This window comes from Lentzea cavernae (assembly GCF_014653695.1).
GTDB classification, from domain to species: domain Bacteria; phylum Actinomycetota; class Actinomycetes; order Mycobacteriales; family Pseudonocardiaceae; genus Lentzea; species Lentzea cavernae.
Genome location: NZ_BNAR01000017.1, coordinates 96,477 through 116,286 on the forward strand (window position 1 = coordinate 96,477; position 19,810 = coordinate 116,286).

Here is a 19,810-nt window from a genome sequence, read left to right on the forward strand (position 1 = left end):
TTACTGGTCCCCGTCAGGTGGCGTTACCTTCTTGACGTAGAGCAGCCGGTCCCCCGGCTCGATCGCGTCGGCCTCCGGGGCGTCCACCCGGAACAGCGTCCCGCCGCGCACCACGCCGAGCACGATGTCGGGCAGGTGCCGCGGGGAGCCGCCGATCTCGCTCTTCTCCACGTCCCGTTCGGCGATCGCGAGGCCCTGGTCGGGCGTGAGCAGGTCCTCCACCATGGCCACCACGGACGGCGTCGCCGTGGCCATGCCGAGCAGCCGGCCCGCCGTCTCCGAGGACACGACCACCGAGTCGGCACCGGACTGGCGCAGCAGGTGCTCGTTCTCGCGTTCCCGCACCGACGCCACGATCTGCGCCTTGGGGGCGAGTTCGCGGGCGGTCAACGTCACCAGCACCGCCGTGTCGTCCCGGTTCGGGGCGACGACGATCGCGCGCGCACGGGCGGCACCGGCGACCCTCAGCACGTCGTTGCGGGTACCGGACCCGTGCACGACCACGAGCCCCTTGGCGGTCGCCGCGTCGAGCGACTCCTGCACGGTGTCGACGACGACGATCGAGCCGGGCTCGACACCGTCACCGAGCAGCGCCGCGACCGCGGACCGCCCCTTCGTGCCGTAACCGACGACCACAACGTGGTCCCTCACGACCCGCCTCCACTTTTGAATGCGCAACGCCTGACGGGAGCGCTCGGTGAGAACTTCGAGTGTCGTGCCGACCAGCACGATCAGGAAGAGCACTCGCAACGGCGTGATGACCAGGACGTTGACCAGCCGCGCCGACGACGACGCGGGCGTGATGTCGCCGTAGCCGGTCGTCGAGAGAGACACCGTCGCGTAGTAGAACGCGTCCAGCAGGGAGACGCCGTCCTCGTTCACGTCGCGGTAGCCGTCGCGGTCCAGGTAGACGATCAGCACCGCGAGCAGCAGCGCCGCCATCGCGCCGATGACGCGTTTCAGGATCGCGCGGACCGGGCTCTCGACCTTGTCCGGCATCCTGACCACGCCGACGAGCGAGTGCGACGCTTCATCAGACAGGCTCATCAGGACAACCTCTTCGCGATCGCCGTTTCGGCGAGCATCCGCCACAGGTGAGCGGCCGCCTCCGCGCCTTTGAGGAGCAACGGCACCACTACGCGCTCGTTCGGCGCGTGGACGCGATCATCCGGCAAGGTCGCGCCGAGGTACACGAGGGGCACCCCCAGCCGTTGCTGCAGCACCGCCGCGGGCCCGGACCCACCGGCCCGCGCGAACCGGACGGGCTGGTCGAAGGCGAGTTCCACGGCCTCCTTGACGGCGGCGTTGGCCGGGTCGTCCGGACTGATCGCGTACGGCGGCACCCCCTCGCCCCGGATGGTCGTCGTCGCGGTGATGCCCTCCGGCGTGTGCCGCGCGACGAACCGCTCGAGCTGGTCCTTGACCTTGTCGGGGTGCTGGTGGGGCACCAGCCGGAAGCTGATCTTCGCCGTGGCGGTCGCGGGGATGATCGTCTTGAAGCCGGGCCCGGTGTAGCCGCCGCTGATCCCGTTGACCTCGGCGGTCGGCCGCACCCAGAGCCGTTCGTACGTGGTGTAGCCGGGCTCGCCGTGGGTCTTCTGGGCGCCGCCGCCGTTGCGCTTGAGCCAGTCCTGCTCGTCGAACGGCAACGCGGCGTAGTCCTCGCGCTCCCGTGTGGACGGTTCCGCGACGTCGTCGTAGAAACCGTCGAGCAGGATCCTGCCGTCATCGTCGTGCAACGCGGCGATCAGTTTCGCGAGAGCCGTGGCGGGGTTCGGAATCGCACCGCCCGCGCGTCCGGAATGGACATCATCGGTTCCGCCGTCGAACGTGATCTCCGCGCCGAGAACACCCCGTTGCCCGGTGTTGACCGTGGGCGCGTCACGTTCGTGCAATGCCGTGTCCGTGAACACCACAAGATCGCATTCGAGTTGACTTCCGCGATCTTCGAGCAGCTTTCGCAGATGCGGCGACCCCGATTCCTCCTCACCCTCGATGAAGAGTTTCAACGTGACGCTCGGCGCGTCCTGCCCCGTAGCCGCGAGATGCGCCCTGACCGCGAGCAGGTGCATCGCGACCTGCCCCTTGTCGTCGCTGGCCCCCCGCCCCCGGATCTCGTCACCGCTGATCAGAGGCTCGAACGGCGGGTGCGCCCACTTCTCCAGCGGGTCCACCGGCTGCACGTCGTGGTGCCCGTACACCAGCACGGTCGGCGCCTCCGGATCCCGCGCGGGCCAGCACGCGAACACGGCGGGAAGCGCCGGCCCGTCGTCCCAGACCTCGACCTCGGGCCACCCGTCCGCGGTGAGCCGTTCCGCGAGCCACTCGGCGGATCTCCGCACGTCAGCGAGGTGCGCGGGATCAACCCCGATGCTCGGAATCCGGATCCACTCGCAAAGATCGGACACGAAGGAGTCGCTCAGAGCGGCCACAGCCGCCCGTTCGGGCCGCTCCGCGCCTCCGGCACCTGGGGAATGACGAGAATCACCTGCCACGGCCGTGGAGAATAGGCCAGCCCCGCCTCGCCTACGCGGCGTAGGCATGACAGGGTGACGCCATGGAACCAACCCGTTCCCGAGCGCGGTCGGCGCTGGCGCTCGCCGCACTGCTGGGCCTGGCAGGAGCAACCCACTTCACCAGGCCGAAGTACTACGACGCGATCGTCCCCCGCACCCTGCCCGGCACCCCGAGGCAGTGGACGTACGCCTCCGGCGTGGCAGAACTAGCGGTAGCGGCAGCCGTGGCCACCCCTCGCACGCGCCGCCTCGGCGGCCTCGCCGCAGCAGCCCTGTTCGTGGCCGTCTTCCCAGCGAACGTGAAAATGGCTCTGGATTTCCGGGACAAATCCCCCAAAGCCCGCGCTATCGCCTACGGCCGCCTCCCACTGCAGATCCCCCTTGTCGCATGGGCCTGGAAAGTCGCGAAAGCGACCCCCGACCACCCTGGGTAATCCCTAACCAAGTATCCCGCAAACGCTGTCATTTCCCGCGCGAGAAACCTTAGGATGCGCCCTGTGCAAACGCTTCTTCAGCGCGCCGCAACCGCGCTCGGCTGGGACGGAGTCGTCGTTCCCGACGTCGCCGTCCTGGGCCAGCAGGTGTCCGCGGTGGTGCGTTTGCTGCCCGACGTGCACGAGTGGAGAGCCCAGAACGGCTGGCCCCCTCGGGCCGACCCGTCGTGGTTCCGCTCCTGGTTCGAGCCCGAGGCCCACGACCGCCTGCCCGTCGCCGCGGTCGAGCTGGTGGGGGTACTCGTCAGCGAGTCCACCACGGACCGCGCGCTCCAGTCCTGCGGCACCCTGCTGACTCTGGCGCCGTGTGCGGTGATGCTGCCCCGCACCGAGGAGTCGCAGGCCTGGTCGTACATCGAGCTCGACTACTACGGCATCGGTGTCGTGGTGGGTGACGACGCGACGGTTGATTTGATGGTGCCGCCGGAGGACCGGTCGCCGGAGTTCGGGCCGTCGTTGTTCGGGCGGTGGTTGCTTGAGGTGCTTTATGAGCGGGTGTTGAAGGTTTCGCATGCGGCGGCGGGTAGTCCGCAGGGTTGAGCCTGGGTCTGTGCGGCGAGCCACCGCTGAGCCCTCCAGCCGCCCGAGGATGAGCAGTCTGCTGGGCGCGCGATCCGCAGCGCGGGCGTTTCCTGGCCTGATCCGATCCATCCCGGGTCGGCGCCACTGTCCAGCCGTCCCGCATACCAACGGTCCGCGGGCGGGCAGGGGCAGTCTCGCGTCTGCCTGCCATCTCATGCCCGCCGGCCGTCACGCGCCCGCCGGCCATTTCGCGCGCCAGCCGTCACGCCTCCGAGCAGTCACGCGCCCACCTGTCGTCTCGCCTCCGCCTGTCGTCCCGCGTACCAACGGTTCGCAGAGCGGGCAGGGCAGTCTCGCGTCTGCTAACCATCCCCCGCCCGCCAGCCGTCACGCGTCCGCCAGCCGTTACGCCTCCTAGCAGCCACGCGCCCGCGCGGTCCCACGCCCGCCCTGTCACGTCTGCCCCGGCGCTCAACCCTCTGCCGGCCGCGCTCGAATCACCCCAGATCCGAGCCCTCGCCAACCCCAGCCGGTCTCGCGCCCACACCAGTCCGCAGCCTGAGCCGGCCCTCGAACGAAGGCCGAGTCCCGAGCCGATCCCCACCGCCCAGCCGATCCCCCGAGCCCGGCCTGCCGCTGCCCCCGCGCGCTTCCTTGTCACGCAACGAGCAAATCGCCTCTCAGGTTCCCGGCTATCCACAACCTACCGCGCCACCCGATAACCGCAGGTCAAAACCCTCACACCCTGTGGACAACTCGCGATCATGACTCCACAGACCGGATCAGGTCCTTCAGACCCTGCTCCTCCAACAGGTCCGCCGGACGCACCGTGTGGTCGTGACGTACGTAGTGGAAAGCCGCGCGCACCTGCTCCAGAGGAGCACCCACCAGGGCCGCCCAGGCCAGGCGGTACGCGGCCAACTGCACCGAGAGCGCGGGGAGGGCGTCGGCGTCGGGGACGGCGCCGGTCTTCCAGTCGACGACCGTCCAGCCGTCCGGGTCGCGGTAGACGGCGTCCATGCGGCCGCGGACCGAGATGCCGTCGAACTCCGCCTCGAACGGCACCTCCACGTCGTGCGGGGTGCGGTCTGCCCAGGCGCTGGCCAGGAAGGATTCCTTGAGGCGGTCCAGGTCCGCGTCCGGGGACGCGTCGGCGTCGCCCGCTCCTGGTAGTTCGTCTATGTCCAGGAGGCGGGTGGCGCCGAAGCGGTTCTCGAGCCAGGTGTGGAAGGCGGTGCCTCTGCGGGCGAGCGGGTTGGGTGGGAACGGGAGGGGGCGGCGGAGGCGGCGGGCCAGGAGGTCGGGGTCCTTGGCCAGTTCGACCAGTTGGGAGACGGAGAGGTGGGCCGGGAGTTCCACCTGTTCGCGGCGGTTCTGGGAGGCGGCGCGTTCGGCGAGGAGCACGTCCACGTCGCGGGCCCAGCCCTCCGGGTCGTCGTCTTGAGGCATTTCCGGGTCGTCGGGGACTACGTCGTCCGGGAGTGGTTCTGGTTCCGGGGGGAAGTCGTCGTCCGGGGGTTCGTCGGTGGGGGGCGGGTAGTCGTCGTCCAGCAGTTCGGGTTCTGGCTCGTCGAAGATCAGCGGCAGGGGTTCTGGCGGGGCGTTGCGAAGGGTGTCCAAAGCTGACAAAACCATCGAGGCGCCTTCTACTACGGCGTCTCGGCGTTTGCCGAGGGGGTCTGCGGGCCAGATCGAGGACTTCACGTCCTCAGCCAGGGGGTTCGGGGTGTCCGCGTCGGGTTCGGGGGCCCAGGTGGAGATGTCGCCCGGCGGGTTGTCGCGGTGCAGGACCTCGTGCATCTCCTGCAGGAAGACCGACGGGCCCTTCGGCTTGTCGCCTGCCTCGGCCCACCAGTGGCCCGACATGAGGAGGCTGTGTTCGGCTCGGGTGACGCCCACGTAGAACAGGCGGCGTTCCTCGACGAGGCGGCGGTCCTCGAACTCCTCCGCGTGGATGGTCAGGGCCTCGTCGACCTCCTTGCGGTTGAAGCCGGCGGTCAGCTTCAGCGTGGGGAGGTCGGCCGAGTCGCCGCGCAGGGAGGCGGGGAGGTCGGTGACGTTCTTGAGCCAGCACGAGGACTTCTTGCGGCCCGGGAACACGTCGCGGACGAGGTGCGGCAGCGCGACGATCTTCCACTCCAAGCCCTTCGCCGAGTGGACGGTGAGGATCTGCACGCGGTCCTCGGAGACCTCGACCTCGCCGGGTTCGAGGCCGTCCTCGGCGTGTTCGGCGGTGTAGAGGTAGTCGAGCAGCGACGGGAGCGTCGCGGACGGGGAGGCGGCGGCGAAGTCCATGACGACGTCGGAGAAGGCGTCGAGGTGGGCGCGGCCGACCATGCCGGGGCGCGACATCGACTCGATGTCGAGCAGGAGGGTGCGTTCGACGTCGGCGACCAGTTCGGGCAGCGGTTGGTCGAGCCTGCGCCGCAACGTCGCGAGCTCGCCGCCCAGCCTGCGGATGCGGCGGTAGCCGTCGGTGGAGTACGCGTCGGGGTCGCCGGGGTCGTCCAGTGCGTCGGCGAGGCCTGCCTGTTCGGCGTGTTCGCCGGGCAGCGCGTCCGCGAGCACGAGGAGCGGATCGTCCACAACGGACTGTCGTGGTGCGACACCGGCCAGGTCGCGCGCGCGGGACCACAGTGCGGCCAGGTCGACGGCGGCCAGGCGCCAGCGCGAGCCGGTCAGCAGGCGGGCGGCGGCCGTGCCCGCCAGGGGGTCCACCAGCACCCTCAACGCCGAGACGAGGTCGCGCACCTCGGGTTCGTCGAGCAGGCCGCCGAGGCCGACGACCTCGACCGGCAGGCCTCGTTCGCGCAGGGCGGCGGCGATGGCGGCCATGTCGGAACGGCGGCGCACCAGCACGGCCGCGGTCGGTGGGACGCCCTCGGCGTCGAGGTGCGCTTCCCACTGCGCCGCGACGTTGTCGGCCATCCAGTCGAGCTCGGCGCGGATGTCGGTGTGCAGGGCCAGCCGGACGTCGCCGGGGCCTGCGCCGGGACGGGCTCGCAGTTCGTCGACGTCGAGACCGGCCTCGCGCAACGGCAGCGAGACGGCGTTCGCCAGTTCCAGGACCTCGGGCGGGTTGCGGAAGCTGGTCAGCAGGCCGAACTTCGTGGCCGGTGGGAAGTCGTCGACGAAGCGGGGCAGGTTCGCGGCCGACGCACCGCGCCAGCCGTAGATCGCCTGCGCCGGGTCGCCCACCGACGTCACCGGCATCGGCGTGCCCTCACCGAACAACGACCGCAGCAGCACGCGTTGCGCGTGCCCGGTGTCCTGGTACTCGTCGAGCAGCACCGCGCCGTACCGCTCGCGTTCGCCGGTGGAGACCTCGTCGAACGCGGCGAGCTGCGCGGCCAGCGACATCTGGTCCGCGAAGTCCAGGGCGGCTTCCTTGCGCTTGCGCTGCTGGTACGCGTCCAGCAGCGGCAGCAGTGCGATCCGCAACCGTTGCGCCGCAACGATCTCTTTCAGCTTTTCCGGCAACGCGTCGCGCTGGCGTGGTGCGCGCGGCGCGTTCTCGACCAGCGCGCAGAACTCGAGGGCGTGCGCTTCCAACGCCTCGGGCGTCACCAGGTGCTCGCCCAGCTCACCGGCCAGCGACAGCAGGTACCCGGTGACCGTCGCCGGCACCTTGTCGGTGTCGAGGTCCTTCGCCCACGTCGACACCACCCGGTGCGCGAGCTGCCACGACGCCGTCTGCGTCAGCAGCCGCACGCCGGGCTCGACCGGCAGCCGGAGCCCGTGCTCGGTCACCAGGCGGCCCGCGTAGGCGTGGTAGGTCAGCACCACGGGCTCGCCGGTCAGCACGGCCATCTTGCGTTCGCCGCTGGGGTCGAGGTCGTCGAGCAGGGACGATCCCGCCAGCCTGCGCAGCCGGGCGCGCACGCGGTCCGCGAGCTGGCGCGCGGCCTTGCGCGTGAACGTCAGGCCGAGCACGCGGTCGGGCAGCACGAACCCGTTCGCGACCAGCCAGACGACGCGCGCGGCCATGGTCTCGGTCTTGCCCGCGCCGGCGCCGGCCACGACGAGCGCGGGCCGCGCGGGTGCGGCGATGACCTCGGCCTGCTCGGGGGTCGGCTTGTTCAGCCCGAGCGCCTCAGCGATCTCAAACGGGCTGACGGTCACCGGTACATCTTCCTACCCGGGCCGGACGCGCCCGCACCACCCGGGACGGTGTGTTCGCCGACAGTTCGGAAGCAAGAAACGCGCAGGTCAACGACTCTTACTCACTCACCTGGCGCCCGGAGGGGTGCACGGGGCACGTCGTGCGCGCCGGGCAGCGGTCGCAGTCCGCGTTCTCCCGCGCCGTGTAGCCGGGACCGAGCACGGACTCCGCGGCGCCCTGCACGACCTCCAGCCAGGCCCGCACGCCCTGTTCGTCCAGGGGTGCCTGGGTGCGTTCGACGGCTCCTGTCTTCTTGTCCTCCTTCGCCACGTAGAGCAGGCGGGCACCGCCCGGCTCCGATCCCAGTCCGATGTGGGTGAAGCCGCCCAGGGACGACGCGAGCTGGTAGACGGCCAGCTGCGGGTGCTCCTGGGAGGCCTCGCGCGACACCGGGTTCTTGCCCGTCTTGAGGTCGATCACGACGGGGCGGCCGTCCTCGTCGCGTTCGAGCCGGTCGACGCGGCCCCTGACCTGCAGCCACGGCCCTCCGTCGCGCTTGGGGACCTCGACGACCATCTCCTCCTCGACCGCGACCTGCGTGAGCTGGCTGCGGCTCATGGCCAGCCACGCGAGGAACGTGTCGAGCATCTTCTCCACGCGCAGGCGTTCACGGCGGGAGAACCACGGTGCTCCGGCGTCCACCGCGGCCCACGCCTCGTCGAGCTTCGCCCTCAGCTGGGCCGAGTCGGCCCCGGAGGACGCCGCCTGGGCCAGCGCGTGGACGAGCGTGCCCGTCACCGAGGCGAGCTCCGCCGGGTCCTGCCCGCCGTGCCGTTCGACGACCCACCGCAACGGGCACTTCGTGATCACCTCGATGGTCGACGGTGTCACGCTGACCTTCTGGTCCTCCGTCCACAGCGGAGCGTCGACGGACACCTCCGCCAGGCCGTACCAGGACTCCGGGTGCGCGCCGGGGACCCCGGCGTCGGCCAGCCGGGCCAGTTGCTCGGCGGCGCGCGCACGCCGGGACGGGTCCTCGGAGTCCGAGCACACCACCCGGCGCAGCTCGCCGACGAGCTCGCCGAGCACCAGACCGCGTTGCGGCCGGTGCAGCTTCCGTTCGTCCTCGGCGGACGACTCGATCTCGTCGAGGAACCGCGACGGCTGCTCGTCCTCGCCGCGCACGGCGCTGATCAGCAGCTTCGACCGCGCCCGTGACGCCGCGACGAGCAGCAGCCGGCGTTCCTCGGCCAGGATCGGCGCCACCGCCGACACCGAGGGCTCCAGCCCTGCCAGCACGTCCACCATGCGTTCGACGCCCAGGACGGTGCCGCGCAGCCTCAGGTCGGGCCAGCTGCCCTCCTGGACGCCCGGCACGGCGACGACGTCCCACTCGCGCCCAGCCGCCGAGTGCGCCGTCAGCACGGACACCGCCTCGCCGGTCGGCGCGGACGCGGCGAGCGTGTCGCCCACGATCCGTTGCGACTCCAGGTAGTCCGCGAACCCGGCGACGCCCGAGCCCGGCAGCCGGTCGACGTACTTCGCGGCCGCCTCGAACAACGCGACGATCGCGTCGAGGTCGCGGTCGGCCTGCATGCCCGGCATGCCGCGCCGGGACGACTGCGCCACCCAGCGGTCCTGCAGCCCTGTCGCCGTCCACAGGTCCCACAGCACGACCTCGACGGACTTGCCCGCCTCGATGGCCTTGCGCGCCAACGACAGCAGGTGCCCGATCCGCCGCGCGGGCAGCGACTCCGCGTCCTCCAGCGCCGCCAGCCTGTCCGCGGTTTCCACGACCTCGACCAGCAGCTCGCCGCTGGGCCGGTCACCGCCCGCCGCCATCTCGAGCCGCCGCAGGCCGCGCCGCAACCGCCGCAGCGCCAACGGATCCGCGCCACCGTACGAAGAGGACAGCAGCATCGCCGCCGTGTCCTCGTCCAACGACCCCGGCACGGCGGCCGCGCGGACCAGGGCGAGCAACGGGCGCACGGCGGGCTGCTGCGCCAACGGGAACTCGTCGGACGCGACGGAGACCGGGATGCCCGCGGCGAGCAGAGCCCGTTGCAGCACCGGCAGCGACAACGTCGCCGAGCGCACCACCACGGCCATCCGCGACCACGGCACCTCGTCGGCCAGGTGCGAGCGCCGCAGCTGATCGGCCACCCACGACGCCTCCTGCGCGGACGACGCGAGCAACCGCACCTGCACGGACCCCTCGCCCTCGACCGGATCCACCACGCGGGCGGGCGACGCCCCGGGCAGGCGGGCCGCGAGCCGGGCCACCGCGTCCCGGATCTCCGGCATCATCCGGTGCGACTGCCGCAGCACGACCGTCTGCCCGTCGGCGTCCCGCAGGATCTCCGGATCGGCGCCGCGGAACGTGAAGATCGCCTGGTCCGGATCACCGGCCAGCACGAACCGCGCGGCACCGGACCCGAGCGTGCGGATCAGCGAGTACTGCATCGGATCGAGGTGCTGCGCGTCGTCGACCAGCAGGTACCGGACGCGCCTGCGTTCGCCGTAGAGCAGGTCTTCGTCGTTCACGAACGCCGCGTAGGCCGACGACACCAGCTCCGCCGCGTCGTAGGCGGGGGCGTACGCCGTCGCGGAGTCCATGCCGGACAACAGGTTCACCGCCTCGTACTGCGCGCCGAACAGCCCGGCCGCCACCCACTCGTCGCGCCCGTTCTGCTCGCCGAGCTCGATCAGGTCCTCCGGCCCGAGCCCGCGCTCCGCCGCCCGCAGCAGCAGGTCGCGCAGCTCGTGGGCGAACCCCGGCAGCTCCAGGGCGGGCCGCAGCCGCTCCGGCCACTTCAACGCGCCCAGCTCCACGTCGCCGGCGAGCAGCTCGCGCACCATCGCGTCCTGGTCCGGCCCGGACAGCAGCCGCGGCGGCGGCTCGCCGAGCAGCACCGCCTGGTTGCGCAGCACCGCGAACGCGTACGAGTGCACCGTCCGCACCAGCGGCTCGCGGATCGCCGACAGCCGCCCTGTCAGCAGCTGCGTGATCTGCGCGCGCAACGCCACCGACGCGCGCCTGTTCGCCGTCAGCACGAGCACGTTCTCCGGATCGGCCCCGCGCTCCAGCACGACGTGCGCGGCCAGTTCGGCGAGCAGTGTCGTCTTGCCGGTGCCGGGGCCGCCGAGCACGCGGACGAAGCCCTCGTGCTCGAAGACCCGCTGGGCAGCGGCGTCCCACCGGGGACGCGGGCGCGTCTCCGGCTTCCGGCGGACCAGCTGGGGTGGAAGTGCCACGGAACGATTGCACCACGCGGCACCGACAAGATCGTCCAAGCCCCCGTCAGCGCTGTTCAGAGGCGTGAACGCGGCGGCACCGCCAGAAGACGCCGATTTCGTCTACCTTCTTGACAGAAGGAGGTGGTCCAGTCCATTTTTGAAGACGTTGTGAGCCCCGTCACTGCCAGCTCCGCCGCCCTGGACAGAGCAGTCCTGGAGGACAAGATGAAGCGGTTCCTCGTCGGAGCGGTCGCCGCCACCTGCGCGGCGATCATGCTGCCCACGACCGCACAGGCGGCCGTCAACCCCGTGCTCGCGGCGCCCTACCTCTACCAGTGGGGCGGTCAGCCCAACCCCGCCACGGTCATGCAGCAGACGGGCATCAAGTCGTTCACCCTCGCGTTCGTCCTGAGCGACGGCACCTGCAACCCGAAGTGGGACGGCACCCGCTCGCTGACCGGGTCCGACAAGACGCTGATCAACTCGATCCGCGCGGCCGGCGGTGACGCCGTGCCGTCGATCGGCGGCTGGTCCGGCAACAAGCTCGGCCAGTTCTGCAGCTCATCCGCCGCGCTCGCCGGCGCCTACCAGAAGGTGATCGACGCCTACGCGCTCAAGGCCATCGACATCGACATCGAGGCCGCCGAGTTCGAGAACAACACCACGCAGGACCGCGTGCTCGGCGCGCTGAAGATCATCAAGCAGAACAACCCCGGCGTGAGGACGGTCATCACCATGCCGACCGACCGCACCGGCCCGAACTCGTGGGGCAAGCGCCTGGTCACGCGGGCCAAGGAGCTGAACGCGCCGATCGACACGTGGGCCGTCATGCCGTTCGACTGGGGCAGCAGCGGTGACATGGCCGCGCTCACCAAGAGCGCGGTCGACGGGCTGAAGAACCACGTGAAGTCGACGTTCGGCCTCTCCGACGACGCGGCGTACCGGCGCAGCGGCCTGTCGTCCATGAACGGCAAGACCGACACCGGCGAGACCGTGAGCCCGCAGAACTTCCGCGACATCGTGACCTGGGCGAACTCCAAGCACCTGGCGCGCGTCTCGTTCTGGGCCGTGAACCGGGACCGCGGCAACTGCGGCGCGATGAGCTCCTCGTGCAGCGGCATCAACCAGCAGACCTACGAGTTCACCAAGGCGCTGGCGAAGTTCACCGGCTAGCAGACCCCTCCGGTGGCCGGACGTGACCCCGACCCCGTCCGGTCACCGGAGCTCCAAGCCCTCCACGAACTCCGCCGGTGTGCGCGCCACGCCGAAGTGGTCGCCGGTCGCGAAGTCCGCACCGGCGTCGAGCCACCACCGGGCCTGCTCGGCGCTGTCGATGCCCTCGACGGCGACCCGCACGCCCCGCTCCCGCAGCAACGGCAACAGCGCTGCCACATAAGGAGAGCGTGACGCCACCAGGTCGCGGGACACCCGCACCGCCCGCACCGGCACGTCGGACGCGAGCAGGCCGAAGTCGAGCGGTCCCATCCCGAAGTCGTCGATCGCCGTCAGGACGCCCATGCGGGTCAGCACCGCCAGGTTGTCCACGGCGTCGGGCAGCACCAGCACACCACCGGGCACGCTGATCATCAGCTGTTCGGGCGGCACGCCGATCTCGTCGAGCACCACGACCACCCGCGACACCAGGTCCGCGTCGGACGCCTGGTGCGCGGTGAGCCGCACCGCCAGCGGCAGGTCGAACTGCCCGCTCTGGCGCCACCACGTCGACTGGCCGCCGGCGACCTTCAGCAACCACCCGCCGAGCGGCAGGATGAGCCCGGTCTGCTCGGCGAGCCCCGCGCACCGGTCGTGGTCCAGCGCGCCGGAATCCGGCCTGTCCCAGTACAACTCGGCCTCGGCACCGGTGACCTCGCCGGTCGAGAGCCTGACGACCGGCCGGTACCGCACGGTGATCTCGCCGTCCTCCCACGCGGCCGGCATCCCCACGGCCAGCGCGTCGTCACGGCGTTCCTCGGCGTCCTGACCGGCGTGGAACAGCTCCCACTGCCCGCGCCTGCCCTTCTTGGCGCGCCGCAACGACCGCTCCGCCGAGCGCAGCATGTCGAGAGGTTCGACATCGCTGCCGGGCCGGTGCACGACGCCCGCGCTCATCGACGCCGAAAGCCCGTGGCCGTCCACGAACGTGGGTTCGGACATCAGGTCCTCGTTGATGCTCTTCATGATCGTGTCGATGCCGGGCGTGGTCGCCGTGTTCTCCACGAGGACGCCGAACTCGTCGCCGCCGAAGCGGGCGATCATGACCTTCTCCCCCGCCAGCAACGCCTTCAGCCGCCCGGCCACGTGCTGCAGGTACCGCTCGACGATCCGGCCGCCGAAGCTGTCGCGCAGCATGCCGAACGCGTCGAGGTCGAGGTGGAAGACGGTGATGCCGTGCTCGGGATCGGCCTTGCGCAGCGCGATCTCCAGCTGGGTCGTGAAGAACTGGCGGTTCGGCAGCCCGGTCAGCGGGTCGTGCAGGGCCTGGCGCTGGAGCTCGCTCTGCAGCAACGCCAGTTCGGTGCCGTCCTCGACCACCACGACGAAGTGCATCGGCTTGTCGTCGGCGCCGCGCAGCAGCGACACCGTCAAGGTGACCCGCGCGGACTCGCCGTCGTCGCGCAGCAACCGTTGCGATTGCTGGACACGGGCGGTGGCGCCCGCGGCGAGGTCGGTCAGCGCCTCCCGCAGCACCTCGGTGAACGCCGGTTCGATCAGGTCGAGCAGCGGCGTGCCGGTGAGCTCCTCCGCGGTGCGCCCGAGGATCTGGCCGATGGCCTCGTTCACCTGGAGCAGCCGGCCGTCGAGGTCGACGATCAGCACGCCGTTGGTGGACGACGTGACGACCTCGTTGAAACGGGCCTCGCTCTCCTTGAGGTTCCAGTTCGCGTCGCGCACGGCCTTGAGCAACGACCGCTGCATGCTCTCCTGCTGCGCGAGCACGGACTCGGCGTTGGCCGCGGTGAAGCCGGCGCCGAGGGCGCCCAGGGCGAGCGCGATCCGTTCGGCGTAGTGCTGCACCGGCTGGAACTCCGGCAGCGCGAGGAGGCCCTTGCCGAGCACCTCGGCGGTGCACCGCAGCCCGAACCGGCCGAGGTGACCCAGCGTCGCGAGATCGGCGCCTGCCGCCTCGATCGGGGCGGTGCTGAACGGTTCCGCGTGCAGCATCGAGCACAACGCGTCGAGCCGGAGGCTCAGCTCGTCGTCCAGATCATCTCGCCCCATCGGAATCGCGACTGCTCCGAGCAGGCGATACGACCATTTCCGGGCGAGTGTCTTCCGCTCCCGCGCATTGTCCTGGGGCGAGGGCGTCTCATCAGGTATTCGACTCGGGTTGGACATGTCTGGGCGGCCTCGCATTGGCTCCTGAGGTCCGGCAGTTTACCCACGCACAGTCGATTCCACGTCAACCGGCAGCGTGAATCACGCTCACCCTATCGGTATCACTTATGGCTTACGACCCACCCCGGCGAACGCGATCCGGTTCACCGCCGGGTCGTCCGAGATGTCTCCCGGACCGGTCGGACGCCATTCGGCGAACTTGACGAGTCCGGGTTCGACCAGTTCGAAATCACCGAAGAACGACTCGAGTTCGGCGCGGTCGCGATAGGTGACGTCGCCGCCGCCCGCCTTGCTCATCCTGTCGGTCACGGACCGGGCGTCGTCGTTGACGTGGTCGCCCGCCATGTGCGAGATCGCGAGGAAGCTCCCGCTCGGCAGGGCCTCGCGGTAGCGCTTGAGCAGGCCCTGCGGGTCCGCCTCGTCCGGCACCCAGTGGACCATGAACAGCATCAGCAGCCCGATCGGCTGGTCGAAGTCGAGCAGCCGCTTCACCTCGCCGCTGGAGAGGATGCTCTCCGGATCGCGCATGTCGGCCTGCAGCACGCCGACGCGGTCGTTGCCCGCGACGATCAGCTCACCGTGCGCGACGGCCACGGGATCGCGGTCGACGTACACGACGCGGCAGTCCGGGGCCTCGTCCTGCGCGACCTCGTGCACGTTCGCCACGGTGGGGATGCCCGAGCCGATGTCGAGGAACTGGCGCACGCCCTGATCGGTCATGTAGCGCACCGCGCGACGCAGGAAGGCCCGGTTGAGCCTGGCCGCGTTGCGCGAGTTCGGCATCATCTCCTCGGCCTTCTCGCCCATGAGGCGGTCGACCGCGAAGTTGTGCGCGCCCCCGAGGAGGTAGTCGTAGACTCGCGCCGCGCTCGGGACTGAGACATCGACGCTCTGCGGAACCCAGTTCTGCACGTCGGACACGACGACTCACCCCTTCAGGTTGCGGACGCACTAGCTTAGTCATGCACAAAGCGCACACGGTTACGCCGCAAGTGTGAACGCAAGCCACCCGATCGGGCACTGTCACAGTACCCCGAACGACTCATAGGGTGGCTCGCGTCTCTTTCCAGCTCACGAGGAGCGATGATGCCTGTCCCGGTGGCACCCGGTCGGCTGCCATTTCTCGGGCATTCGTTGCCAATGCTCAGGAAAAGATTCGCTTTCACCGGGAATTTACGAGGCCGGGGCGAACTCGTCGAAGTTCACCTCGGTCCCCTGCGGGCCTTTTTCGTCGCCAGTCCCCGTTTGACCCATCAAGTGCTGGTCACGGACGCGCCGAAGTTCCACAAAGGCCGGATGTACGACAAGTTCCGCGCGTTCGTCGGCAACGGGCTGGCGGTCTCGAGCGGAGCGTTCCACCTGCGCCAGCGCCGGATGATGCAGCCGGCGTTCCACCGCGACCGGATCGCGGGCTACGCGACGATCATGGTGCGCGCGACCGAGGACCTCGTGGCCGGCTGGCGGCCCGGAGAGGTGCGCCGGTTGGAAGCGGACATGCAGGGCCTCGCCGTCACGATCGTCGGCGAGTCGCTGTTCTCCACCGAGATCGGCAAGAAGGCGATCGCCGAGGCCCGCCGCTCGGTCTTCGTGATCATCAAGAACGGGATCCTGCGCGCGCTGTCGCCGGGGTTCGTCGAGAAGCTGCCGATCCCGGCCAACCGCGAGTTCGACGAGGCCATCGCCCGGATGCGCGCGATCGTCCACGAGGTCCTCGAGAGCCGCCGCGACGACGACACCGACCACGGCGACCTGCTCTCGACCTTGTTGCAGGCCAGGGATTCCGAGACCGGCGAACCGATGACCGACGAACAGGTCTTCGACGAGGTCGTCACGCTGCTGACCGCGGGCATCGAGACCACCGCGCTCGCACTCGCCTGGATCTTCCACGAGATCGCCGCCAACCCCGAGGTCGAACGACGGGTGCTGGCGGAGGTCGACGAGGTGCTGGCAGGGCGCCGGATCACGATCGACGACGTGCCGAGGCTGACCTACGTCGGCCAGGTGGCGCAGGAGGTCCTGCGCAAGTACCCGCTCTGGCTCGTCATGCGCCGCACCGCCGAGGAAGTGCGGCTCGGCGACGCCGTCCTGCCTCCGGGCACCGAGGTGATCCTCAGCCCCCACACCATGCACCACGACCCGGCGCACTTCCCGGACCCCGAGCGCTTCGACCCGGACCGCTGGACGCCCGAGCGCGCCAGGCAACTGCCGAAGGGCGCGTTCGTCCCGTTCGGCGGCGGCATCCACCAGTGCATCGGCAACCACTTCGCACTGACCGAGATCGCCATCGTCGTGGCGACGGTCTGCTCGCGCCACCGGCTGGTCCCCGACCGGCCCGTGCGCACCAGGTTCACCAACGCGGCCTACCCCAACGACCTGATGATGAAGGTCGTCCCCCGCTAGCTGGAGGTTGTTCCCCCATGCGTTTCCGTCGGCTCTGCGCCGCCGTGCTGCTCGCCGCCTTCCTACCGGTCCCCACCCCGGCGAGCGCCGCCGCGACCACCTGCGAGGACGTGTACACGCCCGTCCAGTTCGGGCTCATCCGGCAGACGATGTACGGCAGGCTCTGCGTGCCGCAGGGTGCCAAGACCTTGCAGGTGCTCGTGCCCGGTGGCACGTACACGAGCGGTTACTGGGACATCCCCGTCAGCCCGGAGACGCGTTCGGTCACCCGCGCGATGAACGGCGCGGGCATCGCGACCATGGCGGTCGACCGGATCGGCACCGGCAAGAGCACCAAGCCGCTGAGCATCCTCGTGGACGTCCCCAACCAGGCGCAGGCCGTGCACCAGGTCATCCAGAACCTGCGGCCGCGGTTCTCGAAGGTGCTCGTCGGCGGGCACTCCATCGGGTCGGCCATCGCCATGGCCGAAGCCGGTACCTACCGCGATGTCGACGGTGTTCTGGTGACCGGGATGACGCACCAGTGGGACTACGTCCGGGCTGTGCCGGCGCTGACCAACCTGATTCCGGCGTTGATCGACTCGAAGCTCGGGTTGCGGGGGTTGGACGTCGGGTACCTGACCACCGCTCCGGGTAGTCGTTACCGGATGTTCCACTCGCCTGGGCCGGAGGTTGCCGCGGTCACGTCCTGGGATGAGGCCACGAAGGATGTTGTGTCGGCTGGTGAGTTCGTCACCACCGCGTTGATGTCGAACCTCGTGCTGCCGGTCAGTGCGTTGATCAACGTGCCGGTGATGACCGTGCAGACTTCGGACGACTACTTCTGCGGTACGCCGCCGCTCGGGGCCGACTGTTCTTCGGCTGGTGCGCTGGTCCGGTCGGAGAAGCCGTTCTACCCCAAGGCTCCTCGGGTGGACGGGTTCGTGGTTGCCGGGTATGGGCATGTGTTCAACTTCGACACCAAGACTGCTGATCGGTATCACGCGGCTGTTGTTGGGTGGCAGCGCGGGTTCTAAGGCGGGTCGCGGCGGCCGGCGCCGGTTCCAACAGGCGCGCCGGCCCTCTCGGCCTAGGTCAGCCGCCGCAGGAACTCACCCGCGTCGCGCGGGGAGCCGTAGTGGGCGCCGATCGCCAGGTCGGCGCCCCTCTCCTGCCACCACGTGGCCTGCTCGGCGGTCTCGATGCCGTCGACGCAGAGGTTCACGCCCAGTTCGTGCACGGCCGGGATGAGCGCCGCGGAGCGGGGGTCCTGACGGCGCACCAGGTCCGTCGGGACCAGCACGGACGCGATCGGGAGCTCGGAGAGCCAGGCGAGGTCGCGCGGGCCCAGGCCGAAGTCGTCCAGGGCGATGCGGACGCCCATGTCTGCCAGGGTGCCCAGGTTGTCGGCCGCGTCGGCCACGCCCAGCACGCCCACCGGCATGGTCAGGGTCAGCTTGCCGCCCGGCATGCCCGTCTCCTCCAGCACCTGGGCGACGCGGGACACCAGGTCGGCGTCGGTCGACTGGTGGTGGGTCAGGCGGACGCCGAATTGCTGGTCGAGCTCGCCGCGTTGGCGCCACCACTGGGCCTGGCCCGCGGCGATCCTGATCAGCCACTCGCCCATCGGCAGGATCAGGCCGCTCTCGTCGGCGAGTTCGGCGCAGCGGTCGGAGAGGTCCCAGTGCAGCAGGGCTTCCACGCCGGCCAGGGCTCCCGTCGCCAGTTCCCGCACCGGGCGGTAGACGACGCCGATGTCGCCCTGTTCCCAGGCTCCCGGCATCACGACGGCCAGTGCGGCGTCGCGGCGGCCGGAGGCGTCCTCGTTGGTGTGGAACATCTCCCACTGGCCGCGGCGGTCTCGTTTTGCCTGGCGCAGTGCCAGGTCGGCGGTGCGCAGGAGTTCCGCCGGGTCCACGTCGGGTGACGGTTTGTGCACCACGCCCGCGCTGACCGAGACCGCCAGGCCGTGATCGTCCACATAGGTCGGTTCGCCGAGGTCGGCGTTGATGGCCGCCATGGTGGTCGCGACGTCCGGGGTGAGGGCCGTGTTCTCGACGATGATGCCGAACTCGTCGCCGTCGAACCGCGCGACCATGGCCTTCTCGTGCGACATCACGGCGCGCAGCCTGCGGGCGACGTGCTGGAGCAGGTGTTCGCCCACGCGTGCGCCGAGGCTGTTGCACACCAGGCTGAACGCGTCCAGGTCGAGGTGCAGGATCGTCACGCCGTACTCGGGGTCGGCCCTGCGCAGCACGGTCTCGAGGTGCGTGGTGAAGAACTGCCTGTTCGGCAGGCCGGTCAGCACGTCGTGCAGCGACTGCCTGCGCAGTTCTCCTTGCAAGAGAGCAAGTTCCGTGTCGTCGTCCACCATCACGAGGACGTGGCTGGCCTTGCCGTCGTCGTCGCGCAGCAGCGACGCCGTCAGCGTGACCTTGGCGAGCTCGCCGTCGCCGCGCATGAGCTGCATCGGTTCGCGCTCGAACTCGCCGCGTTCGGAGAGAACGCGTTCCATCATCTCGCGGAACACGACGATCGAGGCCGGGGCGATGATCTCGACCAGGCGGGTGCCCGCGTCCGGCGGTCGTCCGATGATCGCGCCGATCGACTCGTTGCCCCACGCGAGGCGCCCGTCGAGGCCGACGATCAGGACGCCGTTGGTGGACGAGGACGCGATGCCCTCGAACTTCGCCTCGCTCTGGCGCCGGTCCCGTTGCGCGTCGTGGGCGGCCTTGAGCAGCGAGCGCTGCATGCTCTCCTGCTGGTCGAGGACCGCGCGGGCCCTGGCCGCGCTGAAACCGCACGTCAGCGCGCCCATGCCGCCGACGACGCGGACCGTGTGCTGGTCGCTCTCGCGGAACTCCGCCAGCGTGAGCAAGCCCTTTCCCAGCACGTCGACCGTGCGCTTGAGACCGGGCTCGTTCACGTAGCCGAGAGCGACGAGCCGTTCGCCGATCTCCTCGAAAGGAGCAGGGTCGAACGGTTCGCTGTGCAGCGCCGCGCACAATGCGTCGAGCTGGGCGCCCAGTTCGGCGTCCAGTTCATCCCTGCTCAGCGCGACTACGACAACGCTGCTGAGCAGGTAGCTCCACTTGCGCGACAAGGCTTCTCGCGCTCGGACGGCGGCGGTGTCCGATGGTGGAGCGGCATCGGGTCTTCGGCTCGGTTTCGTCATTCCCGTTGCCCTGTATGGGTTGGAGAGTGTTCGGCAGTCTACCTACCGG

Annotated in this window: 12 protein-coding genes; 5 read left to right on the forward strand and 7 right to left on the reverse strand. The window is 70.2% G+C overall.

Annotated features, from left to right (window positions below):
* Together IE307_RS37580 and IE307_RS37585 are read right to left on the reverse strand one after the other, a co-directional pair.
* Positions 1–1,047, reverse strand: coding sequence for a potassium channel family protein (locus tag IE307_RS37580; protein WP_191304223.1), 1,047 nt, complete (start codon positions 1,045–1,047; stop codon positions 1–3).
* Entirely contained in the window at positions 1,047–2,432 is a 1,386-nt protein-coding gene (locus tag IE307_RS37585) for a M20/M25/M40 family metallo-hydrolase (RefSeq protein ID WP_229905472.1), read from the reverse strand. Before IE307_RS37585 ends, IE307_RS37580 begins: the two co-directional genes overlap by 1 nt.
* 125 nt (positions 2,433–2,557) lie before the next feature.
* On the opposite strand from IE307_RS37585, the gene IE307_RS47115 reads away from it, so the two are divergent.
* Together IE307_RS47115 and IE307_RS37590 are read left to right on the forward strand one after the other, a co-directional pair.
* Complete coding sequence (locus IE307_RS47115) at positions 2,558–2,950, forward strand: DoxX family protein (protein WP_229905473.1); 393 nt, start codon at positions 2,558–2,560, stop codon at positions 2,948–2,950.
* Positions 2,951–3,013: 63 nt separating this feature from the next.
* Entirely contained in the window at positions 3,014–3,550 is a 537-nt protein-coding gene (locus tag IE307_RS37590; protein ID WP_191304225.1) for a hypothetical protein, read from the forward strand.
* A 744-nt stretch (positions 3,551–4,294) separates the two neighbouring features.
* On the opposite strand, the gene IE307_RS37595 is transcribed toward IE307_RS37590, so the two are convergent.
* Positions 4,295–7,654 (reverse strand): ATP-dependent helicase, encoded by a 3,360-nt coding sequence (locus tag IE307_RS37595; protein ID WP_191304226.1) that lies wholly within the window; start codon positions 7,652–7,654, stop codon positions 4,295–4,297.
* 97 nt (positions 7,655–7,751) lie between these two features.
* On the reverse strand, positions 7,752–10,889 hold the full coding sequence (locus tag IE307_RS37600) for an ATP-dependent helicase (RefSeq protein WP_191304227.1): 3,138 nt from the start codon (positions 10,887–10,889) through the stop codon (positions 7,752–7,754).
* Positions 10,890–11,096: 207 nt separating this feature from the next.
* On the opposite strand from IE307_RS37600, the gene IE307_RS37605 reads away from it, so the two are divergent.
* Entirely contained in the window at positions 11,097–12,044 is a 948-nt protein-coding gene (locus IE307_RS37605) for a chitinase (protein WP_191304286.1), read from the forward strand.
* Positions 12,045–12,086: 42 nt separating this feature from the next.
* Here IE307_RS37605 and IE307_RS37610 read toward each other — a convergent pair whose 3' ends face one another.
* A complete protein-coding gene (locus tag IE307_RS37610; protein ID WP_229905474.1) occupies positions 12,087–14,090 on the reverse strand; it encodes a putative bifunctional diguanylate cyclase/phosphodiesterase in 2,004 nt (667 codons plus the stop codon).
* Positions 14,091–14,312: 222 nt separating this feature from the next.
* The gene (locus tag IE307_RS37615) at positions 14,313–15,128 is read right to left on the reverse strand and encodes an SAM-dependent methyltransferase (protein ID WP_191304229.1); all 816 of its coding nucleotides are present in this window, start codon (positions 15,126–15,128) and stop codon (positions 14,313–14,315) included.
* Positions 15,129–15,293: 165 nt separating this feature from the next.
* On the opposite strand from IE307_RS37615, the gene IE307_RS37620 reads away from it, so the two are divergent.
* Both IE307_RS37620 and IE307_RS37625 read left to right on the forward strand, forming a co-directional pair.
* The gene (locus IE307_RS37620; protein WP_191304230.1) at positions 15,294–16,607 is read left to right on the forward strand and encodes a cytochrome P450; all 1,314 of its coding nucleotides are present in this window, start codon (positions 15,294–15,296) and stop codon (positions 16,605–16,607) included.
* A gap of 17 nt (positions 16,608–16,624) precedes the next feature.
* Complete coding sequence (locus IE307_RS37625; RefSeq protein WP_229905475.1) at positions 16,625–17,623, forward strand: alpha/beta hydrolase; 999 nt, start codon at positions 16,625–16,627, stop codon at positions 17,621–17,623.
* A 53-nt stretch (positions 17,624–17,676) separates the two neighbouring features.
* Here the strand turns inward: IE307_RS37625 and IE307_RS37630 are convergent, their stop codons facing one another.
* Positions 17,677–19,689: a putative bifunctional diguanylate cyclase/phosphodiesterase gene (locus IE307_RS37630; RefSeq protein WP_229905476.1), complete on the reverse strand. Its 2,013-nt coding sequence runs from the start codon at positions 19,687–19,689 to the stop codon at positions 17,677–17,679.
* Between the last annotated feature and the right edge of the window lie 121 nt (positions 19,690–19,810).